At 65.4% G+C, this 23,235-nt stretch carries 21 protein-coding genes and 1 rRNA gene; 7 read left to right on the top strand and 15 right to left on the bottom strand.

Features of this window, described 5'->3' with window-relative positions; genetic code table 11:
* Positions 1-18: 18 nt before the first annotated feature.
* Positions 19-131, top strand: a 5S ribosomal RNA gene (rrf, locus tag ASE30_RS08255).
* A 107-nt stretch (positions 132-238) separates the two neighbouring features.
* Here the strand turns inward: rrf and ASE30_RS08250 are convergent.
* Positions 239-1,612, bottom strand: a complete 1,374-nt coding sequence (locus tag ASE30_RS08250) for a sigma-54 dependent transcriptional regulator (RefSeq protein WP_057283824.1) — start codon at positions 1,610-1,612, stop codon at positions 239-241.
* A gap of 37 nt (positions 1,613-1,649) precedes the next feature.
* Positions 1,650-3,608: an ATP-binding protein gene (locus ASE30_RS08245; RefSeq protein ID WP_235515217.1), complete on the bottom strand. Its 1,959-nt coding sequence runs from the start codon at positions 3,606-3,608 to the stop codon at positions 1,650-1,652.
* Positions 3,609-3,900: 292 nt separating this feature from the next.
* On the opposite strand from ASE30_RS08245, the gene ASE30_RS08240 reads away from it, so the two are divergent.
* Positions 3,901-5,244: a dicarboxylate/amino acid:cation symporter gene (locus ASE30_RS08240; protein WP_057283812.1), complete on the top strand. Its 1,344-nt coding sequence runs from the start codon at positions 3,901-3,903 to the stop codon at positions 5,242-5,244.
* A gap of 67 nt (positions 5,245-5,311) precedes the next feature.
* Here the strand turns inward: ASE30_RS08240 and ASE30_RS08235 are convergent, their stop codons facing one another.
* The 7 genes from ASE30_RS08235 to ASE30_RS08205 all read right to left on the bottom strand — a co-directional run bounded on the left by ASE30_RS08235 (position 5,312) and on the right by ASE30_RS08205 (position 10,600).
* Complete coding sequence (locus tag ASE30_RS08235; RefSeq protein ID WP_057283811.1) at positions 5,312-5,938, bottom strand: nucleoside triphosphate pyrophosphatase; 627 nt, start codon at positions 5,936-5,938, stop codon at positions 5,312-5,314.
* Between the two features lie 33 nt (positions 5,939-5,971).
* Positions 5,972-6,442: a 23S rRNA (pseudouridine(1915)-N(3))-methyltransferase RlmH gene (rlmH, locus tag ASE30_RS08230; RefSeq protein WP_057283810.1), complete on the bottom strand. Its 471-nt coding sequence runs from the start codon at positions 6,440-6,442 to the stop codon at positions 5,972-5,974.
* A 7-nt stretch (positions 6,443-6,449) separates the two neighbouring features.
* The gene (gene rsfS, locus ASE30_RS08225; protein WP_057283809.1) at positions 6,450-6,854 is read right to left on the bottom strand and encodes a ribosome silencing factor; all 405 of its coding nucleotides are present in this window, start codon (positions 6,852-6,854) and stop codon (positions 6,450-6,452) included.
* A gap of 74 nt (positions 6,855-6,928) precedes the next feature.
* A complete protein-coding gene (nadD, locus tag ASE30_RS08220) occupies positions 6,929-7,516 on the bottom strand; it encodes a nicotinate (nicotinamide) nucleotide adenylyltransferase (protein WP_057283808.1) in 588 nt (195 codons plus the stop codon).
* A complete protein-coding gene (gene hemF, locus ASE30_RS08215) occupies positions 7,513-8,424 on the bottom strand; it encodes an oxygen-dependent coproporphyrinogen oxidase (RefSeq protein ID WP_057283807.1) in 912 nt (303 codons plus the stop codon). Before hemF ends, nadD begins: the two co-directional genes overlap by 4 nt.
* 11 nt (positions 8,425-8,435) lie before the next feature.
* On the bottom strand, positions 8,436-9,743 hold the full coding sequence (gene purD, locus ASE30_RS08210; protein WP_057283806.1) for a phosphoribosylamine--glycine ligase: 1,308 nt from the start codon (positions 9,741-9,743) through the stop codon (positions 8,436-8,438).
* A gap of 125 nt (positions 9,744-9,868) precedes the next feature.
* Positions 9,869-10,600 (bottom strand): YebC/PmpR family DNA-binding transcriptional regulator, encoded by a 732-nt coding sequence (locus ASE30_RS08205; RefSeq protein ID WP_057283805.1) that lies wholly within the window; start codon positions 10,598-10,600, stop codon positions 9,869-9,871.
* Between the two features lie 161 nt (positions 10,601-10,761).
* On the opposite strand from ASE30_RS08205, the gene ASE30_RS08200 reads away from it, so the two are divergent.
* From ASE30_RS08200 to ASE30_RS08190, 3 genes are all read left to right on the top strand, one after another.
* Positions 10,762-12,297 (top strand): helicase HerA-like C-terminal domain-containing protein, encoded by a 1,536-nt coding sequence (locus tag ASE30_RS08200; protein ID WP_057283804.1) that lies wholly within the window; start codon positions 10,762-10,764, stop codon positions 12,295-12,297.
* A 121-nt stretch (positions 12,298-12,418) separates the two neighbouring features.
* Complete coding sequence (locus ASE30_RS08195; RefSeq protein ID WP_057283803.1) at positions 12,419-13,486, top strand: tartrate dehydrogenase; 1,068 nt, start codon at positions 12,419-12,421, stop codon at positions 13,484-13,486.
* 35 nt (positions 13,487-13,521) lie between these two features.
* Positions 13,522-14,481, top strand: coding sequence for a hypothetical protein (locus ASE30_RS08190; protein ID WP_057283802.1), 960 nt, complete (start codon positions 13,522-13,524; stop codon positions 14,479-14,481).
* Between the two features lie 65 nt (positions 14,482-14,546).
* Here the strand turns inward: ASE30_RS08190 and ASE30_RS08185 are convergent, their stop codons facing one another.
* From ASE30_RS08185 to ASE30_RS08165, 5 genes are all read right to left on the bottom strand, one after another.
* Positions 14,547-16,160, bottom strand: coding sequence for a DHA2 family efflux MFS transporter permease subunit (locus ASE30_RS08185; protein ID WP_235515216.1), 1,614 nt, complete (start codon positions 16,158-16,160; stop codon positions 14,547-14,549).
* Positions 16,157-17,350 (bottom strand): HlyD family efflux transporter periplasmic adaptor subunit, encoded by a 1,194-nt coding sequence (locus ASE30_RS08180; RefSeq protein ID WP_057283801.1) that lies wholly within the window; start codon positions 17,348-17,350, stop codon positions 16,157-16,159. The genes ASE30_RS08185 and ASE30_RS08180 overlap by 4 nt, the downstream gene beginning before the upstream one ends.
* 22 nt (positions 17,351-17,372) lie before the next feature.
* Positions 17,373-18,788 carry an efflux transporter outer membrane subunit gene (locus tag ASE30_RS08175; RefSeq protein WP_057283800.1) on the bottom strand — a complete coding sequence of 472 codons (1,416 nt, stop codon included), beginning with the start codon at positions 18,786-18,788 and terminating at the stop codon, positions 17,373-17,375.
* 106 nt (positions 18,789-18,894) lie between these two features.
* Positions 18,895-19,410, bottom strand: a complete 516-nt coding sequence (locus ASE30_RS08170) for a MarR family winged helix-turn-helix transcriptional regulator (protein ID WP_057283799.1) — start codon at positions 19,408-19,410, stop codon at positions 18,895-18,897.
* A gap of 31 nt (positions 19,411-19,441) precedes the next feature.
* On the bottom strand, positions 19,442-20,338 hold the full coding sequence (locus ASE30_RS08165) for a DMT family transporter (protein ID WP_057283798.1): 897 nt from the start codon (positions 20,336-20,338) through the stop codon (positions 19,442-19,444).
* Positions 20,339-20,421: 83 nt separating this feature from the next.
* Between ASE30_RS08165 and ASE30_RS08160 the strand changes: the two genes are divergently transcribed.
* Both ASE30_RS08160 and ASE30_RS08155 read left to right on the top strand, forming a co-directional pair.
* Positions 20,422-21,402 carry a DMT family transporter gene (locus tag ASE30_RS08160; protein ID WP_057283797.1) on the top strand — a complete coding sequence of 327 codons (981 nt, stop codon included), beginning with the start codon at positions 20,422-20,424 and terminating at the stop codon, positions 21,400-21,402.
* 50 nt (positions 21,403-21,452) lie between these two features.
* The gene (locus ASE30_RS08155) at positions 21,453-22,442 is read left to right on the top strand and encodes a quinone oxidoreductase (protein ID WP_057283796.1); all 990 of its coding nucleotides are present in this window, start codon (positions 21,453-21,455) and stop codon (positions 22,440-22,442) included.
* 114 nt (positions 22,443-22,556) lie between these two features.
* Here the strand turns inward: ASE30_RS08155 and ASE30_RS08150 are convergent, their stop codons facing one another.
* Positions 22,557-23,231, bottom strand: coding sequence for an epoxyqueuosine reductase QueH (locus ASE30_RS08150; protein WP_057283795.1), 675 nt, complete (start codon positions 23,229-23,231; stop codon positions 22,557-22,559).
* Between the last annotated feature and the right edge of the window lie 4 nt (positions 23,232-23,235).

Raw genomic sequence — 23,235 nt, 5'->3', positions numbered from 1 at the left:
ACCGCTCAACCAGTTACGCCTGACGACCATAGCAAGGTGGTACCACTCCTTCCCATCCCGAACAGGACAGTGAAACGCCTTCGCGCCGATGATAGTGGACGGACGTCTGTGAAAGTAGGTCATCGTCAGGCTTTTATTCCGCAAAACCCCACAGGTATCCCCTGTGGGGTTTTGTCTTTGTAAACCCCTCGCAGCTGACGCCGCGAGGGGTTTTTGTTCGTCTGGCTACTTGGATTCGCTAGAACGAAGGCGGGGCAAGGACACCGATATATTGCTGGCGATCGATGCCGTGGCGCTGCAGTTTGTCGTAGAAAGTCTTGCGCGGGATGCCCAGCGCCAACAGAGTGGCTTTGATGTCGCCTCGATGCGTGGCCAGCGCGTCGCGAATGAGTTGAGCTTCAAACTGTTCCATGCGTTCCGGCAGCGTTTGTCCGCTGCTTGGAACCGGGGCGGAGTGTGCCGCGTGTTCGTTGAGCACGCCCAGCACGACGCGTTCCGCGAAATGAGCCAGCTCGCGCACATTGCCGGGCCATTCATGTGTCATGAGATGCTGCTTGATCGAACCAGCCATCTCGGGGATGTCGCGCTGGAAGCGGCGCGAGGCATGTCCAAGATAATGGGCGAACAGCAGCGGGATGTCTTCGCGGCGTTCCCGCAGGGGCGGGATGCGGATCGTGACCACGTTCAGACGGTAGAACAGGTCTTCGCGGAACTTGGCGCGTATGGCGGGGCTGCCCAGGTCTTCCTTGGTGGCGGCCACCACGCGCAAATCCAGATTACGCACTTCGTTGCTGCCTAGCGGCGTGATCTGTCGAGATTCAAGCACACGCAGCAGCTTTACCTGTACCGCCAGCGGCATGCTTTCGATCTCGTCCAGGAACAGCGTGCCGCCGCTGGCGTGCTCGATGCGTCCTATGCGTTTCTTTTGGGCGCCCGTGAACGCGCCGGCTTCATGGCCGAAAAGTTCGCTTTCGATGACGCTTTCTGGCAAGGCGCCGCAGTTGATCGCGACCAGCGCGCGATGCCTGCGGCGGCTGAGGCGATGCAGGGCGGTGGCGACGACTTCCTTGCCGGTGCCCGTCTCCCCCTCCACCAGCACATCGACATCGGCGTTTGCAATGTGGCGCAAGGTCTGTTTGATGCGCTGCATGGCGGGAGTGGTACCGATGAAGGGCACTTCATCCGCCTCGAAGGCGAAGGCCGCTTCACGCAGACGGCGGTTTTCAAGCACCAGATGGCGCTTTTCCGCGGCATGGGCAATGGCCGCGATCAGCCGGTCGGCAGGATAGGGCTTGGATAGGAAGTCATAGGCCCCGTCCTGCATGCATTGCACCGCGGTAGCGATGTCGCCATGGCCGGTGATGAGAATGACGGGGATATCGGGATCGACGTCGCGCAGGCGCCGAAAGAGCTGCAGCCCGTCCATGTCCGGCATGCGGATATCGGTCACGACCACGCCGTCGAACTCCCGGCTCAGCGCCGGGAGCGCTGCGCGGGCGCTGGCGTAGGCATCCACAGAAATGCCGTGGAGCTTCAGGGTCTGGATGGTGGCGCGGCGCAGTTCATCGTCGTCGTCAATGAAGACGGCATGCGGCACAAGCGGCCTGCGCATGGGGTCGTCCGCCGATGTGGCGGGCGGCGCGTTGGAGTCAGTGGCGCGGGGCATGGGGTGAGCTCGAAATGTTGGGCTGACCCGGCGCTTTGCGCAGGGTCAGAATGAACATGGCGCCGCGGGCGGGCGCTTGTTCGTAAGAAGGATCCCGATCGGCGGGTTGCGCGGCGCGCAGTTCTCCGCCAAATTCAAGGACGATATCGCGGCTGATGACCAGGCCCAGCCCCAGTCCGTCGGGCTTGGTCGTGTGAAAGGGCGTGAACAGGCGGGCCCGGGCCGCTTCGGACAGGCCGGGGCCGTTGTCGTGGACGCGCAGTTGCACGGTGGCGCCGAGATCCTGCAGCGCCACCATGATCCTGCCGTCCGGCAAGCCTTCCAATGCTTCAAGGCCGTTTTGAAGCAGATTGACGAGCACCTGTTCCAGCCGGACGCGATTGGCCTGAACCAGGCAATCCTCATTCTCCGCGGGACGTTGCATGGCAACGCCTTGGCGCCGTGCGCGCGGCCCCACGAGCAACAGGGCGCCTTCCAGGGCTTCCATCAGGCTGGTGGGGCCGACCGTGGCGCCGGCCTTGCGTGAGAAGGCGCGGAGTTCGCCGGTGATATGCCCGATGCGTTCGGTGAGCGTCGCGATCGTGCCGAGGTTTTCCTGAGCCGCGCCGCTGTCGCGGCGCCGCAGAAATTCGGCGGCGTTGTCGGCATAGGTGCGTATGGCGGCCACGGGCTGATTGATTTCATGCGCCACACCGGCGGCAACCTGCCCCAGCAGCGCCAGCTTGGTGGCCTGCACCAGCTCGTCCTGCATGGAGTGCAACCGGGATTCGGCGCGCTGGCGTTCATCCATCTCGTCCAGCAGATGTTCATTCACGTCGCGCAATTGGGCGGTGCGTTCATCGACCAACGCCGCGAGTTGTTCGCGGATAGCCGTCTGCTGGTTTGCGCGTTCGCGATTACGATGGCGGCGATAGAGCACAACGCCGATCAGTGCCGCCAGCGCGCTCTGCGCGAGCAGGGCGCCTAGCTGGGCGTTGGCGGTCGCCTGGTTCATGGCCGCCTGCACGGGGGAAAGCTGGTGCAGCGTCCAGCCCGGAGATTCGATCACGGGGAGGGTGGTGTGCAGGAGCGGGGCGCCGGCGGCGGCTTGCGGCAGGGACTGGTCCGTGCGCACGAGCTGGCCGGTGCTGACGGGATGCAGCGGCGGGCTGATGGGCAGCGGCTGGAATCGGGCGTCGCCAAACTGGAGGCTGGTGCGCAGGGTCTGTGCCAGGGCGGGAGGCAACGGCGCCAGCACCCGGAACCGCCAATTAGGGATATTGCCGAGCAGCACCACGCCGTGTTCGTCGGTCACGAAGATAGGCGCGCTGGATTGCCGCCAGTCGGCTTCGAGATCCCGGAAATCCACTTTCAGAACGACCACGCCCAGCAACGCGCCATGGGCGTCATCCACGCGCCGCGCCAGATACAGCCCGGCTTCGTGGCTGACCGTACCCAGGGCGAAATGCTCGGCCGTGCCGTGAGCGACGGAACCCTGGAAGTACGGCCGGAACTGGTAGTCCACGCCGACGAAGGTGGCGGGTTCCCGCCAATTGCTGGCGGCGATGGCAAGACCCTTTTTATTCAGCACGTAGATGGCCGAGGCGCCGACGCCGCGACTGAGCGCGTCGAGTTTCTCGTCCAGCGATTCGATCTGCGCCCCGCTGGCGCCCTGCAGCGCGGCGCGCAAGTCGACGTCCTGGGTCAGCACGAAGGGCAGCGCCCGGAATTTGTCCAGATTGTTGCGCAGCAGGGCGGCGTTGATCTGGCCGGTGCTGCGGGCCTGCACCCCGGCGTCCGCCACGGCCCGGTCCCGGGCCCACAGCGTCGCGTAATGCAGGACGCCGAACACGATTGCGACCGCCAACAGCACCGCGGCCGCACGCCACGGCCACGCCCATCCGGCGGTGTGCGAGGGGGCACGCTCCGGTGGCGAGGGGGAAGGAGGGGGGACAGACGTCATGTTGTGCGGTTTTTCGCACATTCTATATCGTTTCTGTGCGAATTTTCGCCCTGAATGCGGCGATGCACTCCAGCGAAAATAAAAAAATAACTTATCGATCAATGGCTTGCGCTTGCATGCCAGCACCGTGCGTTCTGGCATGGCTTTTGCATATACATCTGCAAGCCGCGCGGTATCCACCGGGCGGTGAAATCGGCGTGCCGCGCAAGCGCACGGCCATAAAACAGATAACGCCCCGTCGCCCGCTGCGCTAAACCCGCCGGAGCAAGGGGCACTGGTGGGGACAATCCCAATGATCGACGTGGATCAAAGCGCGCCCGCGCGCAAGCTCAAGTTCTATCAAATCCTGTATGTGCAGGTGATTTTCGCCATCGTGGTCGGCGTGCTGCTGGGCGCGTTCAAGCCCGAACTCGGCCAACAGATGCAACCGTTGGGCGATGCATTCATCAAGCTGGTGAAGATGATCATTGCACCGGTCATCTTCCTGACCGTCGCTACGGGTATCGCCGCCATGAGCGACCTGAAGAAGGTGGGCCGGGTCGCGGGCAAGGCCATGCTTTACTTCCTGGTCTTCTCCACCCTTGCCCTGATCGTGGGCATGATCGTCAGCCATATCGTCCAGCCCGGCGCTGGCATGCATATCGACCCCGCGACGCTGGACCAGAAGGCGGTCTCCAGCTACGTCGCCAAGGCGCACGACTCCACCATCACCGGCTTCCTGATGAACGTGATTCCCACGACCATCTTCAGCCCGTTCGTGGGCGGCGATATTCTTCAGGTCCTGTTCGTGGCGGTGCTGTTCGGCATCTCGCTGGCCATGGTGGGCGAGCGGGGCAAGCCCATCCTGACGTTCATGACCGCGCTGGCGCAGCCGATCTTCAAGATGGTCGCGATCCTGATGAAGGCGGCACCCATCGGCGCCTTCGGCGCGATGGCGTTCACCATCGGCAAGTACGGCATCAAGTCCGTCATCAACCTGGCGATGCTGGTGGGCACGTTCTATGCGACGTCCGTATTGTTCGTTGTCGTGGTGCTGGGCCTGGTCGCCCGCTACAACGGCTTTTCGATCTTGAAGCTGGTCCGCTATATCCGCGAGGAACTGCTGCTGGTGCTGGGCACGAGTTCCTCGGAAGCCGCCTTGCCCACGCTGATGCAAAAGATGGAGCGCGCAGGGTGTTCGAAGTCGGTGGTGGGTTTGGTGGTGCCCACCGGCTACTCGTTCAACCTGGATGGCACCAACATCTATATGACGATGGCGGCGCTGTTCATTGCGCAGGCCTGCGACATTCCGCTGTCGCTGGGCGATCAGATTTTGCTGCTGCTGGTGGCGATGCTGAGTTCCAAGGGCGCCGCGGGTGTGACGGGCGCGGGCTTCATCACGCTGGCAGCCACGCTGTCGGTGGTGCCGTCGGTGCCCGTTGCCGGGATGGCGCTGATCCTCGGCGTGGACCGCTTCATGTCGGAATGCCGCGCACTGACCAATCTGGTTGGCAACGCCACCGCTACCGTGGTCGTGGCGCGTTGGGAGGGCGAACTGGACCAGGAACAACTGCACGCCGCGCTGGATAGCGCGGGCGCGCCGGCCGCCTCCGCCGCGCCTCAGGGCACGCTGCCCGAGCCGGCTCGGCAAAGCTGATAACTATTCGGCAAGAAAAACCCCCGCGGCCGCAATGCCGCGGGGGTTTTTTATGGAAGAGGCCGGTTCAGGGAACCTGGATGCCCGCCGCGCGCAGCAGGTTTGCCGTTTCAAACAGCGGCAGGCCCATCACGCCCGTATAGCTGCCGGCGATGTGCGAGATGAAGGTGCCGGCCACGCCCTGGATGCCGTAGGCGCCGGCCTTGCCGAAGGGTTCGCCGCTATCGCAGTAGCGCGCGATTTCCGCGGCGTTCAGGTCGCGCATGCGGACCTCGGTGACCGAGACGGCTTCCAGCAGTTCATCGCCCGTCCAGACGGCAACGGCGGTGTGCACTTCATGCGCGGAACCGGAGAGGGCGCGCAGGATGCGCATGGCATCGTCGCGGTCGGCGGGCTTGCCGAGCACGTTCCCCGCCAGGATGACCGTGGTGTCGGCCGCCAGCAAGGGCAGGCGAGCCAGCCCTTGCGAGCGCATCCAGTCTCGCCCGCGCAAGGCTTTGTCCCTTGCCGTCCGCCGCACGTAGTCGGCCGCGCTTTCACCGGCGTGCTGCGGTTCGTCTTCGCCCGGCGGGGCGGGCACGAGCAGGACCTCGTGGGCCAGGCCGATCTGCGTCAGCAATTCACGGCGCCGCGGGCTGGCCGAGGCAAGGTAAAGACGCGCGGGGGGCAAGGGGATATCGGCGGTGTCGGTCATGCGGAGCAAAGTGGGCGCCGGCCCGGCCGGGAGTCAGGCGCGATGGTAGGGGTGATTGGTCATGATGGCCCAGGCCCGGTAGAGCTGTTCGGCCAGCACGACACGCACCATGGGGTGCGGCAAGGTCAGCGACGACAGGCGCAGCTGGCCGCTTGCCGACGCCTTCAGGTCTGGATCCAGGCCATCCGGACCGCCGACCAGGAAAGCGATGTCCTGGCCGCCCGCCCGCCATTGTTCGAGCTTTTGCGACAACGCCATGGTGGTGAGGTCGCGGCCCCGCTCGTCCAGCGCCAGGCGCAGCGCGCCGGCAGGCAGGGCGGCTTCGATCCGCTTGGCTTCAGCCGCCATCATCTGGGCGGGCGTCTTGCCGGTGGTGCGGGGTTCGGGTTTGATCTCGCGCAGTTCCAGCGCGCAGTCGGCCGGCAGGCGTTTGGCGTAGTCGTCCCAGGCGGTCTGCACCCAGTCCGGCATCCGCGTGCCCACGGCGGCGACGATCAACTTCACGGCGTGCTCAGTATTCGGAGTCGTCGTCGTCGCCGTGGCTGGCGACCGGAGCGGGACGGGAGGATTCGGGCAGAAGTTTCACCCGCACCGGCTTGCCGCCCCAGATCTCTTCCAGGTTGTAGTACTGGCGGATGGCGGGTTGCATGACATGGACGACGACGTCGCCCAGGTCGACGACAACCCATTCGCCCGTATCTTCGCCTTCGATGGTGATGCCCGTGAGAGACAGGGATCGGCCGCGGTCCGCCACACTGGACGCGAGGGCGCGGGTCTGGCGATTGGAGGTGGCGCTTGCAATCACGACGCGATCGAACAGGCTCGTCAGATGCGTGGTGTTGAAGACCTTGATGTCTTGCGCCTTGACGTCTTCGAGGGCATCGATGATGGCGCGTTGGAGTTTCTGTATATCCATAGCTGCAAATATAACCCGCGCAAGGACAGCGGATGCTGGCCCGGTGGCGCTTTCAGCGCCCGGCGGGTGAGGGTTTATCGGTAAAGATGGTGCGCCGCAATATACGCGGCCACGGGTGCGGCAAGCAGCCCGTCGGTGGATTCGCCTTGCGCCAGGCGCTGGCGGATATCGGATGCCGACACCGGCATGGGGGCAAAAGGAAGCTGATGCAGCTCGCGGCCCTGGTCCCGCAGCCATGCGGCGAGCTCCGGCGGCGCATCGAGCGCCGTGCCGGGACGGGTGGCCACGGCCAGATCCGCCATTTGGGCGATTTCCTGCCAGTCTCGCCAGGTGCAGAAGTTGGCCAACTGGTCGGCGCCAAGCAGCCAGGCGTAGCGGGCGTCGCGGGGCAGGGCGCGCAGCGTGTCGATCGTGTAGGTGGCGCCGCCGCGTTCGAGTTCGATCGGGTTGACGACCAGGCCGGCCTGCCCGGCGACCGCCAGCTGCAGCATGTCGCGGCGTTGTTCCGCCGTGGCGCGCAACGCGGCCCGTTGCCAGGGATTGGCGGCGGGGATGAGCTGCACTTCGGCAAGCGCCAGCGCCTGCAAGGCGTTTTGCGCCAATGCGATGTGCGCGACGTGGACGGGGTCGAAACTGCCGCCCAGGAGCCCGATGCGTTTCAAACCCAGTCCCGCGGCTTCAGGTAGGCGGCCAATTCGGCTTCGGGCGTGCCGGCTTGCGGCTGCCAGTCGTAGCGCCATTGGGCAAGCGGCGGCATGGACAGCAGGATCGATTCGGTGCGCCCGCCGGATTGCAGCCCGAACAGCGTGCCGCGATCGAAGACCAGGTTGAATTCGACATAGCGGCCGCGGCGGTAGGCTTGAAAATCGCGTTCGCGTTCCGTGTAGGCCACGGCGCGGCGCTTTTCGACGATGGGCAGGTAACTGGCCAGGAAGGCGTCGCCGACCGAACGGGTCAGCGCGAAGGACGCGTCGAAGCCGGGTGCGTTCAAGTCGTCGAAGAAAATGCCCCCGATGCCGCGCGTTTCATTGCGGTGCTTCAGGAAGAAGTATTCGTCGCACCAGCGCTTGTAGCGCGGATAGTAATCGGCGCCATGGCCAGCCAGCGCATCCCGGCACACCGAGTGGAAGTGGCGCGCATCTTCCTCGAACGGATAGTAGGGAGTCAGGTCGATGCCGCCGCCAAACCAGAAGACGTTGGCCTCGTCGTGGCCGGGCCGGGCGGCCGCGACGAACATGCGCACGTTCATGTGCGTGGTGGGCACGTAAGGGTTGCGCGGGTGCAGCACCATGGACACGCCCATGGCTTCCCAGGAGCGGCCGGCCAGCTCCGGGCGATGCGCGCTGGCCGAGGGCGGCAGCTTGGTCCCCTGGACGTGGCTGAACAGCACGCCGGCCCGCTCGAACAGCGAACCGCCCTCCAGCAGTCGCGACAGCCCGCCGCCGCCTTCCGGCCGTACCCACTCGTCGGCACGGAAAGGGCCGCCTTCGGCCTCTTCCAGTGCGCCGACGATACGGGCTTGCAGACCGGTCAGGTAGTCTCGGACAGCGGCGACGGGCAGTGCGTTCATTGGGGCTTCCGTTACGCGTTGGACTTGGGCTTTTGCTGCGAGGGCTTCAGCGCCCGCCAGCCGATGTCGCTGCGGTATTGGCGGCCGTCGAAGTGGATGCCGTCGATCGCTTCGTACACGCGGTCGCGCGCCATCTTGACGGAGTCGCCCAGCGCCGTGACGCAAAGCACACGGCCGCCGGTGGTCTTGGTTCCTTCGCCATCGAGCTGGGTGGCGGCGTGAAAGACCATGCAGTCCTCGGCGTCGGCGGGCAGGCCGCGGATGACGTCGCCGGTGCGGGGCGCGTTCGGATAGTTGTGCGCGGCCAGCACGGCGCCCAGCGCCGTGCGGCGGTCCCAGACGATGTCGGCCTGGTTGAGCGTGCCGTCCACGGCATGTTCCAGCGCGTCCAGCAGGTCGCTCTTGACGCGCATCATGATGGGCTGGGTTTCGGGATCGCCCATGCGGCAATTGAATTCCAGCGTCTTGATTTCGCGGTCGGGATCGTCGCCAGGCGCGATCATCAGGCCGGCGTACAGGAAACCCGTGTACGGAATGCCGTCGCGCGTCATGCCCTGCACGGTCGGCAGGATGATTTCGCGCATGATGCGATGGTGCAGTTCCGGGGTGACAATGGGCGCGGGCGAATACGCGCCCATGCCGCCCGTGTTGGGGCCCATGTCGCCATCCTGCAGGCGCTTGTGGTCCTGGCTGGTGGCCAGCGCCAGCACATTGCGGCCATCGCACATGACGATGAAGCTGGCTTCTTCGCCCACCAGGCATTCTTCGATGACGACGCGCGCGCCGGCTTCGCCCATGGAGCCGTCGCCCAGCATCGCGTCCACCGCGGCGTGCGCCTCTTCCAGGGTGGCCGCGACCACGACGCCCTTGCCGGCGGCCAGGCCGTCAGCCTTGACCACGATGGGCGCGCCTTCCTGGTCTATGTAGGCATGGGCCTTCGCGGGATCGGTGAAGGTTCCATAGCGCGCGGTCGGGATGTTGTGCCGGACCATGAAGGCCTTGGCATAGTCCTTCGAGCTTTCGAGCTGCGCGGCGGCCTTGGTGGGGCCGAAGATCTTCAGGCCACGGCTGCGGAACACGTCGACCACGCCCGCGGCCAGCGGCGCTTCCGGTCCGACGACGGTCAGGGCGATACCCTCGCGCTGGACGAAATCGGCCAATTCCTCGGCATTGGTGAGCGGGATGTTCTCCATCTGCTCGGCCCGTTGCGTGCCGCCGTTACCCGGCGCGACGTACACCTTGTGCACGCGCGGGGAGCGGGCCAGCCGCCAGGCGAGGGCATGTTCGCGGCCGCCCGAGCCAATTACCAGGAGTTTCATGTTGCGTGAGTCTGAATGGTTGCCACTCTAGCCCGTGGGGAAGGCAACGGATCCGGGACAGCCCAGATCCGATTTACGGCCTGGCGCGCAGGCGGCCGTGGCCGCCGCGCGCCGGGTAAGGGGATTTACTGCGCTTCGTCGAAAATGACGGTGGTATAGACTTCCTGCACATCGTCCAGGCTTTCCAGGGCGTCGAGCAGTTTCTGCATCTTGATGGCGTCGTCGCCGGCCAGTTCGGTCTCGTTCAGGGCCTTCATGACGATTCCGTCGACTTCGGCCTTCAGGCCTGCGTCGTCGAACGCGCGGCGCACGGCGGCGTAGTCGGGCGGAGCGCACACGACTTCAATCACGCCTTCCTCGTCGGTGGTCACGTCTTCGGCGCCGGCCTCGAGGGCGGCTTCCATGACCTTGTCTTCCGGGGTGCCGGGCGCGAACACGAATTGGCCGCAGTGCTTGAACATGAAGGCCACCGAGCCTTCCTGGCCCAGGTTGCCGCCGTTCTTGGCGAAGGCGTGGCGGACTTCGGCCACGGTGCGGGTGCGGTTGTCGGTCATGCAGTCGACGATCACCGCCGCGCCGCCGATGCCATAACCTTCATAGCGGACTTCCTCGTAGGCGACGCCGTCGGCGCCGCCCGCTCCGCGCTGGATGGCGCGCTGGATGTTGTCCTTGGGCATGTTGGCGTCGGTGGCCTTGTCCCAGGCCATGCGCAAACGCGGGTTGCTGTCCGGGTCGGGGCCGCCGGCGCGCGCCGCCACGGTGATTTCACGAATGATCTTGGTCCAGAGCTTGCCGCGCTTGGCGTCTTGGCGCCCTTTGCGGTGCTGAATATTGGCCCATTTGCTGTGTCCGGCCATGGCTTCCCAGGATAAATTGTCTGCAAAGACGGCATTTTACCGTGCCGGCGGCCCTCGCGCCCGGCGGGAGGGCCGCATGTGTCCTTATAGCCACGCGCACAAGGCGCGCGGCACGCTCTACACTTGGGCATCCATCTGATCCCTGGTCCGGAGAGCCGCCCATGCCCAACCCCATTGTCATCGCCAAGAATGCGCAGACCGAGTTGGCGCTGCTGCCGGCCTTGGCCAACCGGCACGGCTGCATCACGGGGGCCACGGGTACCGGCAAGACCGTCACCCTGCAAGTGCTGGCCGAATCCTTTTCCCGTATCGGCACGCCGGTGTTCATGGCGGACGTGAAGGGCGACCTGACCGGTATTTCCCAGGCTGGAGCGGCAAGCGCCAAGCTGCAGGAACGCCTGAAGGGGCTGGGCCTGCCCGAACCGGCCTGGGGAGCCAGCCCGGTCACGCTGTGGGACGTTTTTGGCCAGCAAGGGCTGCCGGTCCGGGCCACCATCACCGACATGGGACCGCTGCTGCTGTCCCGCATCCTGGAGTTGAACGACACGCAGGAAGGGGTGCTGACCCTGGTTTTCAAGGTGGCGGACGACGAAGGGCAACTGCTGCTGGACCTGAAGGACCTGCGGGCGATGCTCCAGAACGTGGCCGACCGCTCGGCCGACCTCAAGACGCGTTACGGCAACGTGTCATCGGCCAGCGTCGGCGCCATTCAGCGCGGCCTGCTCGCGCTGGAGTCGCAGGGCGCCGAGAAGTTCTTCGGCGAACCCATGCTGGACGTCTCCGACCTGATGCGCACGGATGCGCAGGGCCGGGGCATGGTCAACGTGCTTGCGGCCGACAAGCTGATGCAGGCGCCGCGCCTGTATGCCATCTTCCTGCTCTGGCTGCTGGCCGACCTGTATGAAAAGCTGCCTGAAGTAGGCGACATGGACCAGCCCAAGCTGGTCTTCTTTTTCGACGAAGCCCACCTGCTGTTCAATGACGCGCCGCCGGCCTTGTTGAACCAGATCGAACAGGTGGTGCGCCTGGTCCGGTCCAAGGGGGTGGGCGTCTACTTCGTGACGCAGAATCCCCTGGATATTCCCGATACCGTGCTGGGCCAGCTGGGCAACCGCGTCCAGCACGCCTTGCGGGCCTTCACGCCCCGGGACCAAAAGGCCGTCAAGACGGCCGCGCAGACCATGCGTCCCAATCCGGGCCTGGATATCGAGGCCGCCATCACCGAACTGGGCGTGGGAGAGGCGCTGGTGTCGCTGCTGGATGCCAAGGGCCGGCCGATGCCGACCGAGCGCGCGTACGTCATGCCGCCCGCCAGCCGGATCGGCCCGGCGACGGATGCCGAACGGCAAGCGCTGCGACAGGGCAGCGCGCTGGCGGCCAAGTATGAAAAGGCCGTCGATCGCGAATCGGCGTACGAAATCCTGGCGCGCCGGGCGGCGGTGCCGGCGGACCAGGCGGATGCGAAGGGGGCTGCGAAGGGGGCTGCGACGCCACCGCCCGAGCGGACCCCGGCCGAGGACGCGGGGGGCGGCTTGATGGACAGCCTGAAGGATGTGCTGTTCGGATCGACAGGCCCCCGGGGCGGCAAGCGCGATGGTGTGGTGCAGACCATGGCCAAGAGTTCGGCTCGTTCCATCGCCCGCGAACTCACTCGCGGAATATTGGGGTCGCTGCTGGGATCGAAAGGCCGCCGCTGAGCCTCGGCGGGCGTAACTGGCGCGTCTACACACCGGCCGTTTTGTAACGGGGGGTGTTGCATTGCCGTCTTTTATGCCTATGATTCCGGGCGGTGAAACAGAGAGAACCAAAGGATAAACGGTGGCTAAGAAACACAAGATTGCGGTGCTTCCGGGAGACGGGATCGGCAAGGAGGTCGTGCCGGAAGGGTTGAAGGTGCTGGATGCCGTGGCAACGCGCTTCGGTATCGAATTCCAATGGGATCATTTCGACTGGAGCTGCGATTATTTCGCCAAGCACGGCAAGATGATGCCCGACGACTGGAAGGCGCAGATCGGCCAGCATGAAGCCATTTTCTTCGGTTCGATCGGCTGGCCCGCCACGGTGCCCGATCATGAAGCCCTGTGGGGTTCGCTGTTCAAGTTCCGCCGCGAATTCGACCAATACATCAATCTGCGCCCCGTGCGCCTGATGCCCGGCGTGCCGTCTCCGCTGGCTGGCCGCAAGCCCGGCGAGATCGATTTCTTCATCGTGCGCGAGAACACCGAAGGCGAATATTCCAACAGCGGCGGCCGCCTGTTCGAGGGTACCCAGCGCGAAGTGGTCATCCAGGAAAGCGTGTTCACCCGCATCGGCGCCGAGCGCGTGCTGAAGTTCGCATTCGAACTGGCGCAAAAGCGCGGCAAACACCTGACCGCGGCGACCAAGTCCAACGGCATCTCCATTTCGATGCCCTGGTGGGATGAGCGCGTGGCCGAGATGGCCGGGAACTATCCGGAAGTGCGCTGGGACAAATATCACATCGATATCCTGTGCGCGCATTTTGTGCAGCATCCCGACTGGTTCGACGTCGTGGTGGCCTCCAACCTGTTCGGCGACATTCTTTCCGATCTGGGGCCGGCCTGCACGGGCACCATCGGCATCGCGCCGTCGGCGAACCTGAATCCCGAACGCAAGTTCCCGTCGCTGTTCGAGCCGGTTCACGGTTCGGCGCCGGATATTTATGGCCAAGGCATCGCCAACCCGATTGGTCAGATCTGGAGCGGTGCGTTGATGCTTGATTTCTTGGGGTATCCCGAGGCTTCGGCCGCCGTCGTGACGGCGATCGAGACCGTGCTGGCGGAGGGTCCGCGCACGCGGGATATGAAGGGCAATGCTTCCACCGTCGATGTCGGCAACGCAATCGCGTCGCTGATCCAGACCGGTTAAGCGCTTCTGGCGGGCAAGGCCTGTCTGGCTGGTAGATGAACGAGACCATTTTCTCTCCCCCCTCCGACCATGTGGGCGGCGGACGGGCCGACCGTTTTGTGCGCAAGCTTTTCCGCGTGCTGCGTTCGCGCACCCAAAGGCACAATCAGCACCTTTGGCCTTTCGTCCGAATCTGGCGGGACAGAGAGGGGGCCATCTGCGGCTTTCGCGCATTTGGCCGCTCGCTGCCGGTTACGCCCTTGGCGCAGGGTTACGACCCCGCGGACGAATCGGTGCATCTGATCCTGAGCGGCCCGTCCGTCGCTCAGATCCCCTATGACCGGCTCAATATCGGCGTGGCGATGGGCGTCAACGGCGCGATCGCGCTGGCGCGCAAGTTTAATCTGCAGTTCAAGTACTACTGCATCATCGACCAGAATTTCGTGCGCGACCGCATCGATCTGGTTCGCGAGATCGTGGCGCGGGACCTCACCCTGTACGTATTCCCCGAGGTGCTGCGCTACATCATGCAAGGCATCCCGCAAGAGCAGATCCGCTGCCGCATCTGCATCATCGAGCTGATATCCCGCCGTGCCTACCAGCGCACCGTCGCGCCGGCCGTGCTCAAGCGCATTGCGGCGGCAACGCCCGATGTGCAGTTGCTGGATGCGAAGCAGGGGCTGGGCTACAGTTTCGATGTGTCGCTGGGGGTGTTCGACGCCGACACGGTGGCCTACGCCGCGCTGCAGGTGCTGGTGTCGAGTGGAGCGCGCCAGGTGTATGTCCATGGCCTGGACCTGACGGTGCAGAGCGGCCTGCGCTTCTATGACGAGGGCGGGCGCCCGCAGACCAGCCGGCTCACGCGCAATTTTTCGCGCCTGATCGAACCCTCGTTCAGGTTTGCCTCGTCGCACTGGCGCGAGCGGGGCGTGTCGGTGTTCAACCTGTCGCCGATCAGCGCGCTCTCCCCCGACATCCTCGAACGCAAGGATTGGCAAACCCTGCTGAAGGAATGACGCATCGAACGCGAAAAAAGGGGCGCCTCTGAGGCGCCCTTTTTGCGGTTGCTGCCCGGTGCGCGTCAGTGCGCGCCGGCCGCCGCTTCCGCCGCGCCGCCGGCCGCTGCCTTGGCGGAACGGGGCCGCGCGAACCACACCAACCCCGTCAGCATCAGGAAGATGATGGCCGAGGCATAGAACACGTCCACCGCCGACATGGTGAAAGCCTGTGCGTTGATCAGCCCATCGACCATGCTCAGCGCTTGCTGGTGCGACACGCCCAACCCGTTCTGCAGGGCGCCCATGGTCTGGTCGAACGCCTGCTGGCCGGGCTTGGCGATCTCGGTCAGTTGCGAATGGTGCATGGTGGCGCGGTTCTCCCAAAGCGTCGTGGCAATGGACGTGCCGAACGCGCCCGCCGTGAGCCTAAGGAAATTCGACAGCCCGGAGGCTGCCGGGATGCGCCACGGCTCGATGCTGGACAGCGTGATGGATGTCAGCGGGACGAAGAACGCCGCCATCGCCGCGCCCTGGATGATGGTCGGAAGCATCAGCGTGCGCACATCCGTCTGCGTGTTGAAGCCCGCCCGCATGAAGCACACCAGCGCGAAGATCAGGAACGCCACCGTGACGATCTGCCGCGGGTCGCGGGTGGCCAGCATCTTGCCCACGATGGGCGTCAGCAGGATCGCCAGAAGGCCGACGGGGGCGGTCACCAGGCCCGCGTAGGTCGCGGTGAAGCCCATATTGCTCTGCAGCCACAAGGGCAGCAGCACGACGTTGCCGAAGAAGACGCCATAGGCCACCGCCAGCGTCAGCGCGCCGACCGTGAAATTGCGGATCTTGAACAGCCGCAGGTCGACCACGGGGTGCGCGTCGGTCAGTTCCCAGATCAGGAAGAAGACGAACGCCACGAATGCAGTCGCCGCCAGGGCAATGATCGTGGGGCTGGCAAACCAGTCCAGTTCCTTGCCCTTGTCCAGCATGATCTGCAGGGCGCCCACCCAGACCACCAGCAGCACCAGGCCCAGTTTGTCGATGGGCAGCTTGCGCGTCACGGACTCGCGCTTGCCGTAGATCCGCCAGCTTATCCAGGCGGCCAACAGGCCGACGGGCACGTTGATATAGAAAATCCACGGCCAGGTGTAGTTGTCGGAGATCCACCCGCCCAGCAGCGGGCCCGCGACCGGCGCGACCAGCGTGGTCATGGACCAGACCGCCAGCGCCATGCCCGCCTTCGACTTTGGAAAGCTGGCCAGCATCAGGGTCTGGGAAAGGGGGATCATCGGACCTGCCACCGCCCCTTGCAGCACGCGGAAGGCGATCAGCGCCTCGAGGGATGGCGAGAAGCCGCAGAGCCAGGATGCCAGCACGAACAGCAGCGTGGAGATCAGGAACAGGCGCACCTGCCCGAAGCGCTGCGTAAGCCATCCGGTGAGCGGCACCGTGATGGCGTTGGCGACGGCGAAAGAGGTGATCACCCACGTGCCCTGGCTGGAACTCACGCCCAGGTCGCCGGAAATGGTGGGAATGGACACGTTCGCGATCGAGGTGTCCAGCACGTTCATGAAGACGGCCGTGGACAGCGCGATGGACCCGATGATGCGGGTTGCGCCCTCCAGCGGCGGATGGGCGACCGGCGGGCGGGCGGCTTGCGCGGGCGCGCCTGCGCCAGCGGGCTGGGCGGTCGTGCTCATGATGCGAGGTTGGCCTCGATGATCTTGCTGATCATGGTGTCGACTTCATCGTGCGCGGGTTCGAAGGCGCGGGTCGACCACGCGGGTTCCTTGCGCGCGGCTTGCGTCAGCGGCTCGCCCTCCTGCTTGCCCACGTCGACTTCGACGTCCATGGACAGGCCAACGCGCAGGGGATGTTTCTTCAGGTCTTCGGGATCCAGCAGGATGCGCACGGGCACGCGCTGCACCACCTTGATCCAGTTGCCGGTGGCGTTCTGGGCCGGCAGCAGCGCGAAGGCGCTGCCCGTGCCGGCATCCAGGCCGGCGACCGTGCCGTGGTAGGTCACCGAACTGCCGTACAGGTCGGCCACCATCTGGACCGGCTGGCCAATGCGCATCTTGCGAAGCTGGCCTTCCTTGAAGTTGGCTTCAACCCAGACCTGGTCCAGCGGAACCACGGTCATCAGGGCGGCGCCGGGGGCGACGCGCTGGCCCACCTGAACGCTGCGGCGCGCGATGACGCCGCCGACCGGGGCGGGCAGCACGGTGCGCGACTGTGCAAGCCAGGCGTTGCGCAGACCGGCTGCCGCCTGGCGCACGTCGGGATGGTTGGCAACCGAGGTGCCTTGCGTCAAGGCCTGGTTGGTCGCCAGCTTGGCCCGCGAGGCGGCGAGGGCGGCCTTGGCCTGAGCCAGGCCGGATTGAGCGGACTTCAAGGCCGCTTCGGCGTGCAGGATCTCTTCGCCGCTGACGCCGCCCGATTTGGCCAGTTGCTGGCGCCGGTTGACGTCGCTTTGCGCGCGGGTCAGTTCCGCCTGCGCGCGCAGGATGTCGGCGTTGCGCAGGTCGACATCGGCGGCCAGCGCATCGTTCTGCACGTAGTAGGTCCGCACCTGGCGCACCATTTGCGCCAGCTTGGCCTCTGCCTGCTGCAGGGCGATGTCGGTGTCGGCGGGATCCAGCCTGACCAGGGGCTGGCCGGCGGCGACGGTCTCGGTGTCATCGGCTTCGATCGCCACGACGGTCCCGGGGACCTGAGGGGTGATCTGCACCAGATTCCCGTGCACATAGGCGTCGTCGGTGCTTTCGAAATGGGCGCCGAACAGCGCCCACCAGATGCCGTAGGCGATCGCGGCAACAATGAATACCCCGGATGCCGTGAGCAGCAGGCGTTTCCGGGCGGGGTGGGTCTTGGGGGTGGCAGCGTTCATGACGTCTGAATCCGGGGATCGTTCAATGAATGGGGTTCGGGGCGGGCTCGGCGCGGGGGGCGTAACCGCCGCCCAGCGCCGTGGCCAGATTGGCGTCGAGCTGATAGGCGCGGATGCGCAGGTCGGTGTCCAGGCGGGCCTGGGTCAGCACGCCCGTCTGCGCGATCAGCACGGTGATGTAGTTGCCCATGCCGGCCTTGTAGCGCTTGACGGCCAGGTCGTACGCCGCCTCGATGGCTTCGCGCGCCTGGCGTTGCTGCGCCTTTTCCTGGTCGAGCAGGCGCAGGCCGTCCAGCGCATCGGCAACCTGATGCACCGCGTCGATCACGGTCTGGTTGTAGTCGGACACGGCCAGGTCGGCGTCGGCGCGGCGGCCCGCCAGGTTGGCATTGAGCTCTCCGCCGTGGAAGATCGGCAGGGTCACGGCGGGGCCGAAACCGGCCATGCGGGCATCGGCGCCCAGCAGGTTGCCCGTGCCCAGGGCCTGGAAGCCGACGAACGCGGCCAGGTTCACATTGGGATAGAACTCGGCCTTGGCGCTGTCGATCGCGTGACGCGCCGACTCGGCGCGCCAGCGGGCGGCGGTGACGTCGGGGCGATGGCCCAGCAGATCCAGCGGGATGCTGGCCGGCACGCCGCCGGCGGGGACGGTCAGCGCCACGGCGGTCAGGGCTTGGCCGCGCTGCGGACCTGCACCGGCCAGCGCCGCGACCTGGTTGCGCAACTGCGCCAGCGTGGTCTCGGTCTGCGTCAATTCCACCTTGCCGGCGGCGAGCGACGATTCGGCCTGCTTGACCTCTACCTGGGTATCGAGTCCGGCCGAATACCGGCCCTGCGTCAGCGACAGCACCTCGGCGCGTTGCGCGAGCACACGGTTGAGCACGTCGCGTTGGGCAAACGCATTCTGCAGGTTGAGGTAGGCGCGCACGGTTGCGCTGGCCAGCATGTTGCGCGCCGCCTGCGCGTCGGCGGCGGCGGCTTCCTGCTGCGATACCGCGGACTGCAGGCGCGAACGGTTCTTGCCCCAGAAATCCAGCTCGTAGCTGAAGTCCAGCGCGAGCCGGTTGTTGCTGACCACCGAACCGCCCAGCGGGGCGGGATAGATGTAATCCTTGGACAGATGCTCACGGGTCAGCGCATAGTTCGCGTCCACGCTTGGCAGCAGGGGAGCCTGGGCGGTACCGACCGCGGCGTTGGCCCTGGCCAGGCGGGCTTGCGCCGCGCTCATCGACGGGCTGTTGGCCAGCGCGTCGGTCAGCAGCGCGTTCAGTTGCGGGTCGCCATAGCGTTCCCACCATTGCGTGGCGGGCCATTCGGCGGCCTGGCCGGTCAATCCCAGCTTGGCCGCATCCAGCGCCGCCACGGGCGGGGGGCCGGCGTCCATCAGAGCGCAACCGCTCAGGGCCAGCACCAATACGGTAGAAAGAAAGCGTTTCATCCTGACTGTTTGCTGAAAGTAATTGATTAATCTGTATTTGACTAGGCAGTTATTATGCCAAAATAATGCCCGGCTCTGCAGGAGCGGGCGTCTACGGCCGTGCCGGTCAGCGTTCGGGCGGAGAGGCGGGCCCAGACCCGTTGGCGATCATTCTGCGCAGAAAATGCATGAGCTGGGCGACTTCGCCGGTTGAAAAACCCCGCAGATGGTGATTGAGCGCGCGCGCGATATTGGGGGGGATGTCGCGGGCCTTGGCCTCGCCCAGCTCGGTCAGTTCGATCTTGACCACCCGCCGGTCTTCCTGGCTGCGGTTGCGGCGGAGCAGGCCCTTGGCCTCCAGGCGGTCCAGCGCGCGCGTCATTGCGCCGGTGTCCATATCGTTCAGGCGGGCCAGTTCGGCCGGCGTGTCGGCGCGGCCCAAAAACACCATGGCCAGGGGCCGCCATTGCATGGCGGTGAGGTCCAGCGGGGCCATCTCCTGGTCCAGCATCCGGGTCAGGGAATGGTAAGCCAGCTTGATCAGGAAGCCGGCGTTGTCTTCCGCCATGCACCGCGTGTCATTGCGGTAGTGGACGGGCGTATCGGCGGATTCGGGCGTGGATGGGGGCGGGGCGGCAGTCATGCGCCAAATTTAGCTGCCTAGTCAGTTATTGTCAAGGCTGTGTCTGGGAGGCGGTTGCGGAGTCCGCCGCGGCGGGAGGCTGCTTGCGCAATCCGGACCAGACGATGGCGGCAACGATGAGGGCGGCGCCGGCCATCATGCGAGGGGTGGGCTCCTGGCTGAACAGCATCCAGGCAAAGGCGATGGCGTAGACAGGTTCCAGGGCGATCACGAGGCCCGCGCTGCGCGCATTCAGCCGGGTCAGGCTGGACACGAACAGATAGTGCGACAGCCCGGTGCAGAAGACGCCCAGCAGCGCCAGCCACAACCAGTCCACGGCGGGCAAGGCGGGCAACTGGCCGACGGCGAAGGGCACCATCACCAGCGCGACCACCAGATTCTGCCAGCATGCCACCTGCATCGGATCCATGCCGGACGCCGAGCGGCGATTGCTCAAGGCGAGCAGCGCGAAGCTGAGGCCCGACAGCAGGCCCCAGGCCAGGCCGATGGTGCCCTGGTCCGCCAGGTCGAACGAAGGCGTGACCAGCACCAGGCCAGCGGTCACGAGGCCAAGCAGCAGCCATTCCGCCATGCGGACGCGTTCGCGGAATATCAGGCCCTCGAATAGCGTGATGAAGGCCGGGAAGCTGGCGAAGCCCAGTGTCGCGATGGCGATGCCGCCCACCTTCACGGAAATGAAGAAGGTCACCCAGTGCGCCGCCAGCAACACGCCGGCGATCACCAGCACGAACAGTTGCGCGGGCGTCAGCGCGCCCAGCAGCGGCTTGCGCCGCATGCGCGCAAAGATTCCCAGCGAGATGACCGCGAACACGGCCCGTCCCAGGGTGATGACGGCGGCGCTGGCCTGGATCAGTTCCCCGAAAACGCCGGTCAGGCCGAATAGCACGGCGGCAATATGGATATAAGTCAGAGCGCGATGTCGGGTCATGCGTGGAGGGAGCTTGGGGAAATATGGCCAAAAAGCGGGCGAGAAGCGTGCAATTATTTTTGCGCTGAACTTAAAATCATCGCATGAATCGTATTGCCAAGCTTACGCCGGTCCTGCGGCCTTCCGGCCGCGCCGCCGGGATAGCCATGGCGATGCTTGGCGCGGTCCTCTTTTCCGCCAAGGCCATCGTCGTCAAGTTCACCTACCGCTATGGTATCGACGCAGTCACCCTGATCGCCTTTCGCATGCTGTTCGCCATGCCGTTCTTCGCGGCGGTGGCGTGGCATCAGTCGCGCCTTGCGGCACGCGGCGAGATCGTTGCCCTGACGGCCAAGGAACGCCTGCAGGTGTGCGTCCTGGGGCTGCTGGGCTATTACCTGTCGAGCTTCCTGGACTTCCTGGGGCTGCGATACATCACCGCCAGCCTGGAGCGGCTGATCCTGTTTTTGTCGCCGTCGCTGGTTGTGCTGCTGTCGGCATTCTGGTTCAAGCGGCCGATCGAGCGCAGGCAATGGATGGCCATGGTGCTGTCTTACGCCGGCGTGGTGCTGGTGTTCGCGCATGATCTGTCGTTCGGCGGCGGCAGCGAGGTGCTGTTAGGGTCTTTGTTCGTTTTCGGTTCGGCGGCAAGCTATTCTGTGTACCTGATCTGTTCCGGAGAACTGATCAAGCGTATCGGCCCCACGCGCCTGGTGGCGTACGCCATGCTGGTGTCGTGCGTGGCCTGCATCATCCAGTTCTTTCTGGTGCATCCCGCGTCGATGCTGATCCAGCCCATCGGGGTCTACGGTTATTCGATCATTCACGCCACGCTGAATACGGTGGTGCCGGTATTCATGCTGATGTGGGCGGTGTCGCTGATTGGCGCCCCGACCGCGTCGCTGCTGGGGATGGTGGGGCCGGTGTCGGTCCTGTTCCTGGCGTCGTGGTTCCTGGACGAACCCATCACTGTCTGGCAGATGGCGGGAACCGCATTGGTGCTGGCGGGGGTGTTCGCGCTGATGGGGGGCTGCGCCGGCGGGCGCGGGTCCGCCGCGCAAGGCGGCGCGCCGCCGCCGCGTTGAAGTCTGGTTTTCTCGTTGTGTCGCATTATTTCCCATAAAAGGAGGCCAGCATGGCCAGCAATCTCGTCAAGGCAATTCGTATCGAGCAGCACGGTGGTCCCGAAGTCCTGAAGCTGGTCGAGGTCGAAGTGCCTCCGCCCGCCGCCAATGAAGTCACGATCGAGCAGCACGCCGCGGGTCTGAACTTCATCGATATCTATTTCCGCACGGGCTTGTATCCGCATCCGCTGCCGCACGGCCTCGGCTTCGAGGGCGCGGGCGTCGTGACCGCCGTGGGCGCCGACGTCAAGCACCTGAAGAAGGGCGACCGCGTCGCCTACGGCCAGAGCCCCATCGGCGCCTACGCCAAGGCGCGCAATGTGCCCGCCGTCCAGGTCGTCAAAGTGCCGAAGGGCATCGGCTTCGACGAGGCCGCCGCGCTGATGCTCAAGGGCCTGACGGTTCAGTATCTGTTCCGCCAGACCTACCGCCTGCAGGGCGGCGAAACCATTCTGTTCCATGCCGCCGCCGGCGGCGTCGGCCTGATCGCATGCCAATGGGCCAAGGCCCTGGGCGTGAAGCTGATCGGCACGGTCTCCAGCCCCGAAAAGGCCGAACTGGCCCGCGCCAACGGCGCCTGGGAAACCATCGACTACTCGCGCGAAAACGTGGCCGAGCGCGTGCTGGAACTGACCGGCGGCAAGAAGGTGCCGGTGGTGTACGACGGCGTGGGCAAGGACACCTGGGAAACGTCGCTGGACTGCATCGAGCCGCGCGGCCTGATGGTCAGCTTCGGCAATGCTTCCGGCCCGGTGGCCGGCGTCAACCTGGCTACGCTGAACCAGAAGGGCAGCCTGTACGTCACCCGCCCGTCGCTGGGCGTCCATGTGAATACGCTGGCCAAGCTGCAGGCCGCATCCGAAGAGCTGTTCGACCTGGTCCTGAAGAAGAAGATCAAGGTTCGCATCGACCAGCGCTATCCGCTGGAGCAGGTGGGCGAAGCGCAGACCGCGCTGGCCTCGCGCAAGACGACCGGCGCGACCGTGCTGATGCTGGATTGATCGCTGCTTGCCATCCGCGCGTCCGGTCTCCGGGCGCCGCGCAAGGCCCGGCAGGACGCGCGCGCCGCGGTCCGCCGGGCTTTTTTCTTATTGGCCGGCTTTGCGGCCAGGCGCCTAGAGGAGTTCCTCGTTGATGAGGTCTTCCTTGCCGTAGAACTTGACGCCGATGTGGATGCGTTCGCGGCCCTGCGAGCGGCGATGGCGGTTGGTGTCGCGCAGCGAATAGACGCAGCCGCAGTATTCCTGCTGGTAGAAGTTCTCGCGCTTGCTGATTTCGATCATGCGGGCCGAGCCGCCACCCTTGCGCCAGTTGTAGGTCCAGTAGATCAGGTCGTCGTAACGCGCGGCGGCGCGTTCGCCGCAGCCGTTGATCTGATTCATGTCCTTCCAGCGCGAAATGCCCAGCGAACTGGTGATGGTGTCGAAGCCGTGCTCGTGGGCGTAGAGCGCCGTGCGCTCGAAACGCATGTCGAAGCAGGCCGTGCAGCGTTCACCGCGCTCGGGCGCGTTTTCCATGCCTTTGACGCGGTCGAACCAGTTGTCCATGTCGTAGTCGGCATCGATGAACTCGATGCCGTGCTGCTCGGCGAAGCGGATGTTCTCCTGCTTGCGGATTTCGTATTCTTTGACCGGATGGATGTTCGGGTTGTAGAAGTAGATCGCGTAGTCGATGCCGGATGCCGTCATGGCTTCCATCACTTCGCCGGAACAGGGGGCGCAGCATGAATGCATCAGCACCTTGCCGCGGCCGGGGGGCAGGTCGAGTTTGGGGCGCACGAGTTCGGACATGGGC

The sequence above is a fragment of the Achromobacter sp. Root83 genome (genome assembly GCF_001428845.1).
Lineage (GTDB): Bacteria > Pseudomonadota > Gammaproteobacteria > Burkholderiales > Burkholderiaceae_B > Achromobacter.
This window is presented reverse-complemented; position numbering and strand designations above follow the sequence as displayed.